The 12,954-nt window shown below is 49.2% G+C and carries 12 protein-coding genes; 2 read left to right on the forward strand and 10 right to left on the reverse strand.

The features are described from left to right. Nucleotides 1–87 precede the first annotated feature (87 nt). Nucleotides 88–1,254: an acyltransferase family protein gene (locus DYD62_RS08915; RefSeq protein WP_115227001.1), complete on the reverse strand. Its 1,167-nt coding sequence runs from the start codon at nt 1,252–1,254 to the stop codon at nt 88–90. A gap of 53 nt (nt 1,255–1,307) precedes the next feature. Then, a complete protein-coding gene (locus DYD62_RS08920; protein ID WP_115227002.1) occupies nt 1,308–1,691 on the reverse strand; it encodes an NUDIX hydrolase in 384 nt (127 codons plus the stop codon). A 244-nt stretch (nt 1,692–1,935) separates the two neighbouring features. Between DYD62_RS08920 and DYD62_RS08925 the strand changes: the two genes are divergently transcribed. Continuing rightward, complete coding sequence (locus DYD62_RS08925) at nt 1,936–2,418, forward strand: hypothetical protein (protein WP_115227003.1); 483 nt, start codon at nt 1,936–1,938, stop codon at nt 2,416–2,418. An 89-nt stretch (nt 2,419–2,507) separates the two neighbouring features. On the opposite strand, the gene DYD62_RS08930 is transcribed toward DYD62_RS08925, so the two are convergent. The 5 genes from DYD62_RS08930 to DYD62_RS08955 all read right to left on the reverse strand — a co-directional run bounded on the left by DYD62_RS08930 (nt 2,508) and on the right by DYD62_RS08955 (nt 8,126). Next, nucleotides 2,508–4,145 (reverse strand): acid phosphatase, encoded by a 1,638-nt coding sequence (locus tag DYD62_RS08930; protein ID WP_115227004.1) that lies wholly within the window; start codon nt 4,143–4,145, stop codon nt 2,508–2,510. A gap of 610 nt (nt 4,146–4,755) precedes the next feature. Then, nucleotides 4,756–5,574 carry a dienelactone hydrolase family protein gene (locus tag DYD62_RS08940; RefSeq protein WP_115227006.1) on the reverse strand — a complete coding sequence of 273 codons (819 nt, stop codon included), beginning with the start codon at nt 5,572–5,574 and terminating at the stop codon, nt 4,756–4,758. Nucleotides 5,575–5,648: 74 nt separating this feature from the next. After that, nucleotides 5,649–6,422 (reverse strand): EAL domain-containing protein, encoded by a 774-nt coding sequence (locus DYD62_RS08945; RefSeq protein ID WP_115227007.1) that lies wholly within the window; start codon nt 6,420–6,422, stop codon nt 5,649–5,651. 209 nt (nt 6,423–6,631) lie between these two features. Continuing rightward, a complete protein-coding gene (locus DYD62_RS08950; RefSeq protein ID WP_115227008.1) occupies nt 6,632–6,979 on the reverse strand; it encodes a hypothetical protein in 348 nt (115 codons plus the stop codon). Between the two features lie 268 nt (nt 6,980–7,247). Beyond that, on the reverse strand, nt 7,248–8,126 hold the full coding sequence (locus tag DYD62_RS08955; RefSeq protein ID WP_115227009.1) for a C40 family peptidase: 879 nt from the start codon (nt 8,124–8,126) through the stop codon (nt 7,248–7,250). A 407-nt stretch (nt 8,127–8,533) separates the two neighbouring features. Here DYD62_RS08955 and DYD62_RS08960 point away from each other — a divergent pair, with 407 nt between their 5' ends. Then, nucleotides 8,534–10,219 (forward strand): ABC1 kinase family protein, encoded by a 1,686-nt coding sequence (locus DYD62_RS08960; RefSeq protein WP_115227010.1) that lies wholly within the window; start codon nt 8,534–8,536, stop codon nt 10,217–10,219. A 118-nt stretch (nt 10,220–10,337) separates the two neighbouring features. Here DYD62_RS08960 and DYD62_RS08965 read toward each other — a convergent pair whose 3' ends face one another. Genes DYD62_RS08965 through DYD62_RS08975 form a run of 3 tightly spaced genes read right to left on the reverse strand, consistent with a single transcriptional unit; the run spans nt 10,338 to nt 12,765 of the window. Next, nucleotides 10,338–11,087, reverse strand: a complete 750-nt coding sequence (locus DYD62_RS08965; protein ID WP_115227011.1) for a basic amino acid ABC transporter substrate-binding protein — start codon at nt 11,085–11,087, stop codon at nt 10,338–10,340. 52 nt (nt 11,088–11,139) lie between these two features. Next, nucleotides 11,140–11,544 (reverse strand): SufE family protein, encoded by a 405-nt coding sequence (locus tag DYD62_RS08970; protein WP_115227012.1) that lies wholly within the window; start codon nt 11,542–11,544, stop codon nt 11,140–11,142. A gap of 12 nt (nt 11,545–11,556) precedes the next feature. Then, nucleotides 11,557–12,765 carry an aminotransferase class V-fold PLP-dependent enzyme gene (locus tag DYD62_RS08975; RefSeq protein ID WP_115227013.1) on the reverse strand — a complete coding sequence of 403 codons (1,209 nt, stop codon included), beginning with the start codon at nt 12,763–12,765 and terminating at the stop codon, nt 11,557–11,559. Between the last annotated feature and the right edge of the window lie 189 nt (nt 12,766–12,954).

The following is a 12,954-nucleotide window of genomic DNA, read 5'->3' on the forward strand; positions in this document are numbered from 1 at the left end:
GGTGAAAAACGATTGGGCCCGCTTTAAAGGGGGGCTCTTCAATGTTTTGTTGGTCGCTTTTTGGGGGCTAAGGGGTTTAATTCTGAGCTATATGGTGCTTTGCACTGTTTTGGGCCTCAACAGATTGATTTGTCGTAATCGTTTTTGGGCAGGCATTTCAAAGTATCGAAAACTAACAAAGCTAATCATTATCAGCAGGGCAAAGAATAAAAGCATCAGCCATGGGGAGTAATAAATGGCCTGATCGAATGAGAGGCGGGCCAGCAGAATTGAAAATAATATTTGTAGCGGAAAATGAAGCAAATAGGATGAATACGAAATATCGCCTAAAAAAGCAATGCGTCTGGCGAATGGGCCATGCCGCGTTTCAATCAGCGCCAGCGATAAAATACTGAGCGGAAAAAGCACCACAACCGGCCATGACCCGATCAGCTCCAGCATTCTGTGTGTTAAGGGATAATTAAAAATAGTGAGCGAATTAAAATCTGTTTTTTGATGCAGGGCGGCCATGCAAAGGAGCCATGCACAAAGCGTGATCAACAACACGAATTGCCTCAGTGCTGCAGCGTGTTTTGATTTAAGTACGGCCTGATAAGCAATAAACACAAGTCCGCCCAAAAAAAATGAGCCTAGTCCCCGGCCTATAGGCAAATAATAGTCTTGGATCAGCTGAAAGCCGCTTATGGATATGGCGGCTAAAAGAACGGCGCGGACGGGCAAGAGGCGGCAGCAGCTGAAGAAAATAATATACAAAAGAACTTCTACAGAAACAGACCATATCGGGGCATTAAATGAGTAGCCCTGCTCAAACCCCCATGAAGAAGTAAATAGCAGATTAAGCAAAAAATGTTTGGCATCATTAAAGGGATAAACAAAGTAATTCCCCCGTGTATGGCTGATCCATAGCTGGCCAGCCGCCACAATGAATAAGCTAGCCAAATGCAGCGGATAAAGTCTGGAAAATCTCAATAGAGCAAACTGGCCTGATGTAATGTTTCTGCGGGCAATTTTTTTGGAATACAGCCAGTAAAAAATAAAACCTGAAAGACAAAAAAACAAATCAACGGCCAGCCATCCTTTAGTGTAAAGAATGGATAAGCCATCAAAAAAAGGCAGCTGTTCAGGATCAAATTGACCGGCTGTGGTGCCTGTGTAAAAAAAATGCTGCCAGTGCCAGAACACCACGCAGAGTGCGGCGATGCCCCTGAGCGCATCAAGCGAATAGAATCGTTCTGGCAGGTGGGCTTGTGTCATCGTTTGCGGCCTTCGCATTAGCTTAGTTGCATGGCGATTTACGGTGGGTGTTACTACGCAGGTACGCTGCCGATAAAATCACGGCAAAGTACTTGTACTGCAGGGGCGAATTGATCCATGTTTTGTAAAGGGAGCCATGCCACTTCGCTGATCTCGCCCATGGCGCGTGGTTCGCCTTGCCATTTTGCATGGTAACAAATCAGTGCCACATCGCCTGCCTGCCCGTAGGCTGGCGCAATAACGGTATACAGATAGCGGGCATCCTGAATGGCAATGCCTAATTCCTCTGCTAATTCCCGGCCAAGAGCCTGATCGGGGGATTCTCCCTGCTCGATCTTGCCTCCTGGTAGATACCAGTGTTGATTCTGGCGAACTTTAACCAGCAGTAGTTTTTGGTCTTGCACGTCAACCAGACATGCACATTGCAGTGGTTTCATGGCCCGTCCTGTCTATCCCTTATCAGGTTTGCATCTTACATTATGCCTTCGTGGCGATGGTGTTTTGATATGGGGCGTAGTCAGTAGGTAGTGGGAAAGTATGCTTATGATCTTGATTTATGCTTTCGGCATTTTTGCGGACAGTTCGTTACAGATCGCAACCAAACCCATATCGAATTATCAATTTAAGGAGTAGATACTGGATTTACACGCTCACTACCGGGCGATTATAGGAAGCAATATCATGAACAAACTGCTGACAACGCTTGCTGCTACTGTATTTGTTGCGACTACCGCTTTGGGTATGGCAGCAGAAACAGCCTCTGCCCCTGCTAAGGCTGAAGCCCACTCTGCTAAAGTGAGTGCTTCTGCAAGCAAACATGTAAGCAAAAAAACACCTGCTAAAAAGCACACTGCTGCATCAGCAGCATCCGCAGTACAAAAAGCGCAGGCAAAAAAGCATGCTGCTTCAGCTGCATCTGCCGTGCAAAAAGCGCAGGCTAAAAAGCACGCAGCTTCTGCAGCGTCTTCAGTACAAAAAGCGCAGGCTAAAAAGCATGTAGCATCAGCAGCATCCGCAGTACAAAAAGCCCAGGCAAAGAAGCATGCTGCTTCAGCTGCATCTGCCGTGCAAAAAGCGCAGGCTAAAAAGCATGCTGCATCTGCAGCCTCAGCAGCACAAAAAGCCCCTGTGAAAAAACATGCTTCAGCGGCATCTGCTGTATAAGGTTTTAGCCTTGGTGGGTTAAATCCAAACTTATAAAAAGCCCCTGCCGATTTGGTCGACAGGGGCTTTTGCATCTTTATTGAGACTTTTTATAAATCCAACGCTGCGGTTAAATCCCCCGGAGGCTGCGCGCCGCGAGCCTTAAAGGCGGCATTGCGTAATTGAATGCCTTCTAATTCGGGCAAATCATGCACTTTGCTGATAAAGCGGATGATGGAAGTGGTGTCATACAGAGAGTGATCCACCGTGCCTTTTTTGGCAAAAGGCGAAACAATCATGGCGGGGATGCGGGAGCCCGGCCCCCAACGATCGCCTTCTGGCGGGGCAACGTGATCCCACCAGCCGCCGTTTTCATCATGGGTAATGATCACCACCATGTTTTTCCACTGCGGCCCGCTCATTAAGTGTTGCAGCACATTGGCCGTGTGCTGATCGCCTGATTGCACATCAGAATAGCCAGCATGCATGTTTAAATTGCCCTGTGGCTTATAAAAAGCCACTTGTGGCAGCGTGCCTGCCACGGCCGCAGCGATAAAGCGGTTGGAAATCGGGCTGTCGCCCATGCCGGCGTCTAATAAGTGTGTTTCGCGCGCTTTGGTGCCGGGGGCAAATTGTTTGAAATAATTAAACGGCTGGTGATGGTATTGAAAATTAGGCGCATCTGCACCGCCTTTGCCATCCAGCGTGGCTTGCCATGCGCCGCCATACCAGGCCCAGCTTACGTTTTTAGCTGAAAGTAAATCGCCGATGGTGTTGTAATCTTGCGGTGGCAGTGTGCTTGGGTCGGCCGGATCGGCCAGAAGCGGATCGCCACCAGCGGCAGGGGGTACATAGCTAGGCTGATAAGGCGGGGCCATGGTATTTACGGCGTAGCCATCGGGGGTAATGGCCCCACTATTGATAAATTTAGGTTTGCCATCCATGGCCGATGCCGGTGATTTGGGGCTGAGCGCCAGCTGATAGCCCTGTGGCCCATCGCTCAATACGGCAATTTTTTCTTTGGCGGGGCTGTTCGCTGCATTGAAGTATTCTGGGGTGCGGCCAGAAATCAAAAACTGATGGTTCAGGTAAGAGCCACCAAAAGCGGCCATAAAGAAGTTGTCACAGAGTGTGTATTGGCGGGCAATTTGCCAAAGATTCAGGTTTTTAGCACCCTCGCTGTAATGCCCCATGACCAGCGCTCCTGAATCACCCCATGCGACAAACTGATTATTCTTGCCACCGTTGATTTGCATCTGGTTGTGATAAAACAAATGGCACAGATCGCGGGTAATCACCGATTCCGGCAGCAGCGCCCCGGTTTCGTCTTTGAGTGCAAATGGTGCATTGGGCAAGCCGCTGATTTGCTGCTCATCTATAAAATAACGCTTGCCTGCCACCATCTGCCCGCGTTGCACCATCCCGCCCCAAATTTTAGGCAGGGTCGTTAACGGCTTGCCATCCCGATCCAGCTGGGGGGCGTATTGTGCGCTGGCTAAAGGAGCGGCCACGCCGGGAAAGTTGGCGTAGAGATTGTTAAAGCTGCGGTTTTCTAAATAGATCACCACGACGTTTTTTACTTTGTCTTTTAAATGCTGCTTGCCTGCTAGGCTGATTTTTTGGGCTGGGGGCGATTTGGCATCGCTCATGGTAGGCAGGGTATATGCAGCACCCATTGCGGCTAGCCCGCCCAGTAAACGGCGGCGGCTTGGATCGCTTGGTGCGGATGTTTTTGATTTCTTGCTCATGATGTTGTCCCGAAATGGCCGTGTGCGGTTGTTGTGCCTTTATTTCATCATAAGAAGCGGTGGGACTTAAAGAGATAAGTTCATAAAATTGTAATTTTACTGAAATACAAATGAAATATTGCCTTGGTGCTCAATAAACTGCTAGGGCTGAAATTTTTGTTTCAGGTATTCGCCGTGGCTGATGCGTTTATCGGCGCCTTCGCTGTATAGGTTGGGGCCATTACTGATCGCCCCAGATATCTTTAAATACCGCTTGCAGGCCAGCTTTGTTGGTGTCAAAAGCGCGGCCGCCGCTGGCTTGGGTCAGCACTTCCAGCTCCTCCATTTTTGCCTCACCGAAGAGGATGGCAAAAATGCGAATATGCTGTATCTGGCAAGCTGCAATTGCATGCGATTTGCCGCCGTAGATTAAAGCTCAAGCCGTATTGGCTTTTAGCCATCGTAGGTATTTTGCGTGAGTATGGAGAAGAATATGCGTGCGGTGTGTTACAAAAAAATAACAGGTGGGTGGTGAATTTAGGCCGTATGAGGCATGTGGGAGGCGACAAGCCGACGTAAAAACCACACCGCAGTAGGGCGCATTCTCTTAAAGAGCCGTCCCTAGTAAGCATCAAACGCCAAAGCGTTTAAACCAATCCAGCATCATTTTCCAGCCGTCCTGAGCTGCGGCAGGGTGGTAGCTGGGGCGGTAATCTGCGTTAAAACCATGGCTGGCATTGTCGTAAACAACGATATTAAAAGGCTGGGCTTGCGGGCGCAGCACCTTGCGCATTTGCTCTACCGATTCAAGCGAAATACCCTGATCTTTACCCGCATATAAGCCTAAAACCGGGGACTTTATTTTTGCTGCAATATCGATGGGGTGCTGTGGATTACTACTGCTGGTTTGCCCTGTCAGCCGCCCATACCATGCCACGCTGGCTTTGATCTTTGGATTATGCGCTGCATACAGCCATGTTATACGGCCTCCCCAGCAAAAGCCTGTGACGGCAAGACGTTGTGGATCTCCGCCATGTGTGGCCGCCCATACTGCTGTGCGGTCTAAATCCGCCAATACCTGCTCATCTGGTACTTTGCTGACTAATTCTTTGACCAGCAATTGTGTATCCGTAAATTGGCGAGGATCGCCCTGGCGGTAATACAGCTCAGGTGCAATGGCTAAATAACCCTGTTTGGCCAAACGCCTGCAAAGATCCTGAATATGCTCATGCACGCCAAAGATTTCCTGGATCACCATCACCGTGGGCAATGCTTGAGTGGCTAGCTCTGGCTGCGCACGATAGGCTGGCATCTCCCCGATATTTACCGGCCCTGCTAGTAATCCCTGGCTATCCGTCTGAATAGTGGATGCGGCGACCGGCCTGACGGCCAAGGCAAAGCCTGCAGCTAAACTGGTTTTAAGGAAAGTACGACGTGCGACTTCAGTCATGGCTTCTTCCTGAATCTGATTCTTAAATATAAAGCGGCATATTTATTGATGCTGCTTGTCTGTTGATGTACCCGCTAGCGTATGGCAAGGGGGAGTTGGCCTGTTGCAGGTTTAGCAAATAAGAACCCTTGAAAATAGCGCACGCCAAAATCCCTAAGCGTATTTAATTCGGCAGGGGTTTCTATGCCCTCGGCAATAATATCAATGCCCAATCGTGAGGCGGTTAGTAATACCCCGGCCACAATCGCTTGCTTGGCATGGCTGCTATCAATATCACGGGTTAATTCCATATCTAATTTAATAACATGGGGCTGAAAGGTGGCCAGCAAATTTAAGCCTGAGTAACCTGAGCCAAAATCATCAATCGCCGTGGTGAAGCCTTGTTTGCGATATTCGGCAAAAATATTTTTAAGGTGCTGGGTATCGCTGACCTGCTCGCCTTCTGTAACTTCAAACATCAGCCGGCTGGCAGGAAAATTAAATTGGTCGCTGGCTTCCAGCGTGGCTCTGATGCAGGTTTCAGGCCGGTAAACGGCATTGGGCAGAAAATTAATACTTAATTTGCAGTCTGGTATTTCAACTAAGCCGCAGGCTACGGCCAGCTCGATGGCTTTAACCCTGCATGCCTGATCAAAACGATAGCGGTTTTCTGCGTTGACTTGCTCAAGGATAAATTGTGCCCCCTGGCCATCGATTCCTCTGACTAAGGCTTCGTAGGCGTAAGGCGCGCCACTCTCGATATCAATAATCGGCTGAAAAGCCATCGTGAATTCAAAGCCCAGATTTTTGGCGTCTCTGCAGTCTTTGCAACTGGATGGGCTGAAGGGCGTGGAAAATTGCGTGTTCATTATGCTCACCTTTGAGTAAATCACCCTCAACAGACTAAGGGTTTTGCCGGTTTACCGCTTAAGCTGCGAATCGATCCTGCTTTACCTTTCTGTATATATTGTTTTTTTGTAAGGTTTTGTGCTGTTTTATAGGTAGTTTAGTCATGATGCATTCGGATTGCATGGGCGAATTACTTTATTTGCCATGGCGGGGTTTTAAATTGAACCGTTTAGTTTTGATATTCCCGCAATAGAGCTTTCACTTTGGGGGCAAGCGGGGAGTCTTTGGGTAGCTGCTGATTGAGTTTATTTAAGTCGGCAGCAATTGTGTCACATCTGAGTTTATCCATTTCCTGGCTTACCTCTTTATCCCGCTCTGATTGATCACCGCCAAATTCGCCTGAAAAATGCAGGCATTCTTCGGCGCGATGGATGATTTTTTTTGTTTTCTTGCGGGTGGCAGCAGGCGATGAAGCAGACGTGCTCTGGCTGTTGATATGGGGTTTAGCAAAAGGGGCGGGGCTCTTATTACAGGAGATCAGCGTGAGCGCCATCAGCAAAATAAATGAAATTCGCATTGTTTTTAATTTTCAGTAAGTCGTTGTGCCTGAGCAGGACGATTAAGCTTCAACAAAAGCTGTGCCAGAGACAGGGGGTTGTATTCAGAATACTCAGGCCTGCTTCGGCCTCAGGGTCGCTCGTAAGTGCTCATGGCGAATGCTGTCAATTGCAGACAGCATTAAGTGTAGAAGAGTGGTGGCGTTTAGGCAAAGTAGGGGGGGATCTGCCAGCTACAGGCGCAAAAAACCACACCGCGGTTGGCGGTGTGGTTGAGCCGTGTACAGCTTACTTGTGCTTTTTCTTGCTGGTGCTGCTGTGTTTTGCTTTAGGCGCGGCTTTGCTTGATTTAGCCGCCGTATTTTTACTTGCCTTGCTGATCTTAGATACCGTTTTGCTGGTTTTTTTATAAGTTGCCGCTTTGCTGGTTTTGCTGCGGCCGCTTGTGCTTTCCCTTGCTGTTTTAGGGGCTTCGCAAACCTGGTGTTTCTTGCCTTTACGCTTGATGGTTTTGCATACCGGTTTGCTGCTGGCAGTTGCGCTTACTTTGGACGAACCGGTGTTTTTAGGGACGCTGGCTAACAGTGCCGCCATATTAACCGGCGTGCCGCCTGTGCCATCATAGCGGCGGGCGCCGGTAAAGCGTGAGCTCCAGTAGCTTTGATTCAGATTGGTGATTTCAACGCTTTTACCCGCTCGTGGTGAATGGATAAAACGGTTGTCGCCCATATAAATACCCACATGCGAAAACGTGCGGCCCAGCGTATTGAAAAACACGAGATCGCCAGGTTTCAGCTCTTCCTTGTCGATGCTTGAGCCGGATTGCGCCATGCCAAGGGCATTGTGGGGCAGGGCGATATTCATCGAGTTTTGAAATACATAGCGCACAAAGCCACTGCAATCGAGGCCTGCTTCGGGCGTGGCGCCTCCCCATTTGTATTTCACGCCAATTAAGCTCATGGCTTGTAAAAGCATGTCTTGCGCAGGGGCGTAATCGGGTTTTACATCAGATTTAGCTTTGCGGGAGCGGGGGGTGTTGGGGGTGGTCGTTGCTGGAGCAGCTTGCTCAACGGCGGGATCGACCTCAATGGTGGGCAGTTCATCGGCATAAGCCGGAAGTGCACAAATGCCCACGAATAATGTGCTGATTAATCTAATCCATTTCATGTGGGAATGATGGCTCTGATTGTGCAGGGGCTAGCCTGCTTTGGGTTGTTGGGGAGTCCGCTATCTAAGCTCAATGGATCAGGTGCCGCATGAGGGCATTTAAATGGGACAAATGCCCTGCCTGATTGCAAATTGAAGCATTAAATTTTAATGAACTGTAAGCAGTTGCCAATATTAACATGTTCATTCAGGCAGGAAAATTGGAATACTTGTGTGCGAATTTAGCCCAGTCCTGTTTTTGGTGTGTAATGCAGATTAACCCGGCTGTCATTATTCTTCTGCTTGTATTTAATTGGCTTATATTATTTGCAAGATAAGCCCACTTGAATGCGCATTTATGATAGAAATACTCCGTTGTTTGTATCGTTACCCCCTCGCTGTTTTTTATGATTTTTACGGATAAATAAATGCTGAAAGAAACCTTTACCGTGATGCGCGATTTGCCACGGGTGCGTGAAATTGTGGCTGTTCTGGTGCGGCATGGTTTGGGGAATCTGGTGCAAAGACTGGGCTTATCCAAAGGCCTTGAGCGCGCTAGCGATTTATTGCATTTGCCGGGCAATCATGAGGCAGAGCTGCTTGAATCCCCTGTGCGGGTGCGCCGCGCGCTTGAAGAGCTTGGCCCTGCTTTTGTCAAGCTGGGCCAGGTGCTGGCAACCCGGGTAGATATGTTTCCGCCGGAGTGGATTGCTGAATTTGAAAAATTGCAAAGCAATGTGCCGCCGGTTGATTTTGCACTGATTCTGCCTGAATTAACCACCTTACTGGGCCAGGACCCGGCCGGTATATTCCTAGAGCTTGATCCGCATCCGGTAGGCGCGGCTTCTATTGCGCAAGTGCACAGGGCAAAATTATTTGATGGCACCGAGGTGGTATTAAAGATTCGCCGCCCCGGCATTATTCCTAAAATTGAAGCAGATTTACGCATTTTGCGGCATATCGCATCATTAATGGAATTTGAGTTTCCTGAATCTCGCCGCTATCAGCCGGTTAAAATTGCCGAAGAGTTTTCTAAGTCTTTACGCCGTGAATTAAATTTTTCAACCGAAGCCAGAAATTCCGAGCGCTTTGCACAAAATTTTAAAACCCATTTGGATATTGTTATTCCTAAAGTGTATTGGGAATGGACATCAGAAAGCCTGAATGTGCAGAGTTATATCGGTGGCGTGGCCGGTAATGATTTATCCGGCGTGGATGCAGCCGGGCTGGATCGCTGCATCTTGGCAGCACGCGGGGCCGATGCGGTGCTTAAAATGGTGCTGATTGATGGCTATTTTCATGCCGATCCGCATCCGGGCAATGTAAAGTATTTGCCGGATAATCAAATCGCCTTTTTAGATTTTGGTATGGTCGGACGTCTTCCCCATCCGCGCCGGGATCAGATTGTAGATTTGCTGGCGGCATTAGCGCAGCGTGATGAACATGGCATTTTAAATGTGCTGCTGGAGTGGACAGGCGATACGGTGGTGGATGAGGAAAAGCTGATCTCGGATATCGCCGGTTTTATGTTTGATTATGAAAACCTAGCTTTAAAAGATATTCGTTTTGGTAATTTATTAAATGATGTGGTGCAAATGATGCGCGAGCACCAGATTACACTGCCTTCAGATTTAACTCTTTTATTTAAAGCCCTGATTACCCTTGAAGGGTTGGGCAGGCAGCTTGATCCGAATTTTCAGATGGTTACGCACTTAACGCCATTTGTGAAAGAAGTGATTCTGGCGCGCTACAGCCCGCGATCCTTAATGAAACGCAGTAAAGAGGGCGTATTTGAAGCAGTACAATTATTAAGCGGCCTGCCCCGAGATATTGGTAAGCTGATAAAGCAGGCTAGGCGGGGTAATTTACGTATTGATCTGGATTTAAAGCGGCTGGATCAGTTTGGCCAGCAAATTACCCGCAGCGCCAATCGCCTGACGATGGGAATTGTGACGGGGGCTTTGATTATTGGTTCTTCGATTGTCATGACGGTGCAGGCGGGCCCTACGATATTTGGATTACCTTTATTGGGTTTTATCGGCTTTGTGCTGGCCGTATTAAATACAATCTGGCTGGTGCTGTCGATTTGGATATCGGGGAAAGAAGAAATTTAATGAATGTGGAGTCATTGCTATTTTCTTATGAAATGGCGCTTGCTCTGTGATTTCTGTGTTCATTCAGCCATAAAAAAATCGCCCCGGAAGGCGATTTTTTTATGGGCAGTAAGGCAGATTACTTGCCGAAATACTTGGCGTAAATCTTTTGGTAAGAGCCATCTGCTTTTACATCTGCCAAGCCTTTATTGAGCTTGGCTAGCAGGGCTGCATTGCCTTTTTTAACCGCGATGCCGTAAAACTCTTTATCAAAGCTGGTGTCGTCAATCAGCTTGAAGCCAGAGTTAGGATTATTGATCAGGTAGTTTTTAACTACGCTGTTATCACCAATCACTGCGTCTACGCCGCCGGATTTTAATTCTTGCAAGGCCAGCACAATGGATTCATAGCGGCGGATATTGGTGTTGCCTTTACCAAAATGCTTTTGCGCCACGATATCGCCTGTGGTGCCGTTTTGTACGGCCATTTTCTTGGTTTTTAGGTCAGCTAATTTTGCAATCGGGCTTTTGGCAGAAACCACGATCAGTTGCTTGGCTTCAAAGTAAGGCGCAGTGAAATCCATGGATCTCTGGCGCTCTGGGGTAATCGTCACGGCCGCAATCACGATATCGCGTTCGCCATTATTCAGGCCTGCAAACAAGCCTTCCCACGGGGTGTTGATCAGTTTGATCTGAATGCCGGCTTTGCTGGCCACTGCCTGAATCAGATCGGCATCGAACCCTTCTACTTCTTGCTTTTTATTCAGGGTTTCGAAGGGGGCAAAAGTAGCATCGGAGCCAACGGTCAGTACACGTTCGGCGGCAAAAGCGGGCATAACCATTACACTGCTGGCGATTAAAGCTGCAACTAACTGACGTAAGTTTTTCATTAAATCTTCCTTGTGTACGAGGGATAACAGGATACTTTGCTGACAAATGGCGTCAATGCGGGCTAGTAATAATTGCATTGTGAATTTTACCAATTATGGCTTTTACCCCATTGCCACGGGATGCCGAGAGGAATCGGGTTAATCCCAGTGCAATTAGCCAGGCTTCACAGTCAAAATCGCTGATCTCCTGACGTGTTTTGCCCTGATAGGCCGCCATGAGTAAGACAAGTAAGCCTTTTACAATGCGGGATTCGCTGTCTGCTGCCAATTGGATATATTCACCTTGCCAGCTGATTTTGAGCCATGCGGTGCTCTCGCAACCCACAATGCGGTTTTCATCATTTAATTCTGCGGCGGGAAGCGGAGCTAAATCCCGGGCCAGCTGTACCAGTAGGCGATTTTTTCCTTCCCAGCCATGGGCGCTGGCCAGCTTACTTTCTATTTCTGTTTTATTCATGACAGTCCTGTTTTAAGCCAGTATGGCCAGTGTTTCACTTAAGCCTGTCAGCAGTGCGGTCACATCGTCTGCGGTGTTATAAGCGGCAAAAGAGGCGCGCAGGGTTCCCTGCAGCCCCATACTGCTGAGCAAGGGCTGAGCACAGTGGTTGCCAACACGTACCGCAATCTCTCTGGCATCCAGAAACTGGGCGACATCATAGGGGTGTGCTTCGCTGAAAGCGATAGAAACAACCGGCCCTTTGTGTGCTGCTGTGCCGATCACGCGCAGACCATCGATTTGCCCAAGCCCTTGCTCTAGCTGCTGGCGCAAAGCCTCTTCATGCCGGGCGATCGCCGGGCGGTCTTGGGCTTGCAGCCAGTCCAGCGCGGCGGCAAAGCCAACGGTCTGGGCGATGGCGGGGGTGCCCGCTTCAAAACGGGCGGGAGCGGGGGCGTAGCTGGTGGTTTCAAAAGAAACGCGCTCTATCATTTCGCCCCCTCCCTGCCATGGTGGCATGGCGGCTAGAATTTCGGCTCTGGCCCATAGCGCGCCTATGCCGGTGGGGCCGTACACTTTATGGCTGGAAAACACATAAAAATCGGCATCAAGCGCTTGTACGTCGATGGTTTTATGTGCCACGGCCTGAGCGCCGTCGATTAATACTTTGGCGCTAAAGCGGTGCGCCGCAGCGATTAAATCGGCGACGGGTAGCTCGCTGCCGATGGCGTTGGAAATATGAGTTAGGCCAAGCAGTTTGGTTTTATCTGAAAGCAGGGCATGAAAGTGGTCCATATCCAGACTGCCATCACGCAGTAAATGCACGGGCCTGATGATGGCACCACAGCGCGCGGCCAGCATCTGCCAGGGCACAATATTGGCGTGGTGCTCCAGCGTGGTGAGGATGATTTCATCGCCAGCGCGCAAATTAGCCTCACCCCAGCTTTGCGCCACTAAATTAATGGCCTCGGTTGTGCCGCGCGTAAAGACGATTTCATCGCTGGAAGCCGCATTAATAAAACGTGCCACGCTGGCTCGTGCGCCTTCAAAGGCATCGGTGGCAGCTACGGCAAGGCGGTGCGAGCCACGATGCACATTCGCATTGGCTGTTTCGTAAAAATGACGCTCAGCATCCAGTACCGCCAAGGGCTTTTGCGTGGTGGCGGCGTTGTCGAGGTAAATTAAGCCGGGAGCGCGCATCAGTAAAGGAAACTGCGCGCGAAGGGCGTGGGCATCAAACATAGTGGCTCAACAATCTGTACAGGCCGCGATTGTAGCGCGACTAGGGTTTTTTCTCATGGGAAAGAATGCTGGGATGTTCCGGTAAATGCCGTTTGCATGATTTTGCGTTTACACAGCGTGCCTGATGATTAAATATATGCTGCATGACCTGTGCTTTTTATGCGATGAAGTTGTGAGTGGGCGGCTGCA

This window comes from Iodobacter fluviatilis (assembly GCF_900451195.1).
GTDB classification, from domain to species: Bacteria; Pseudomonadota; Gammaproteobacteria; order Burkholderiales; family Chitinibacteraceae; genus Iodobacter; species Iodobacter fluviatilis.

Bases quoted from the DNA above. Each gene is read 5' to 3' on its own strand.
- DYD62_RS08930 (WP_115227004.1), bottom strand. From the start codon at position 4,145: ATGAGCAAGAAATCAAAAACATCCGCACCAAGCGATCCAAGCCGCCGC.
- DYD62_RS08945 (WP_115227007.1), bottom strand. From the start codon at position 6,422: ATGAACACGCAATTTTCCACGCCCTTCAGCCCATCCAGTTGCAAAGAC.
- DYD62_RS08915 (WP_115227001.1), bottom strand. From the start codon at position 1,254: ATGACACAAGCCCACCTGCCAGAACGATTCTATTCGCTTGATGCGCTC.
- DYD62_RS08955 (WP_115227009.1), bottom strand. From the start codon at position 8,126: ATGAAATGGATTAGATTAATCAGCACATTATTCGTGGGCATTTGTGCA.
- DYD62_RS08975 (WP_115227013.1), bottom strand. From the start codon at position 12,765: ATGTTTGATGCCCACGCCCTTCGCGCGCAGTTTCCTTTACTGATGCGC.
- DYD62_RS08950 (WP_115227008.1), bottom strand. From the start codon at position 6,979: ATGCGAATTTCATTTATTTTGCTGATGGCGCTCACGCTGATCTCCTGT.
- DYD62_RS08965 (WP_115227011.1), bottom strand. From the start codon at position 11,087: ATGAAAAACTTACGTCAGTTAGTTGCAGCTTTAATCGCCAGCAGTGTA.
- DYD62_RS08925 (WP_115227003.1), top strand. From the start codon at position 1,936: ATGAACAAACTGCTGACAACGCTTGCTGCTACTGTATTTGTTGCGACT.
- DYD62_RS08960 (WP_115227010.1), top strand. From the start codon at position 8,534: ATGCTGAAAGAAACCTTTACCGTGATGCGCGATTTGCCACGGGTGCGT.
- DYD62_RS08920 (WP_115227002.1), bottom strand. From the start codon at position 1,691: ATGAAACCACTGCAATGTGCATGTCTGGTTGACGTGCAAGACCAAAAA.
- DYD62_RS08940 (WP_115227006.1), bottom strand. From the start codon at position 5,574: ATGACTGAAGTCGCACGTCGTACTTTCCTTAAAACCAGTTTAGCTGCA.
- DYD62_RS08970 (WP_115227012.1), bottom strand. From the start codon at position 11,544: ATGAATAAAACAGAAATAGAAAGTAAGCTGGCCAGCGCCCATGGCTGG.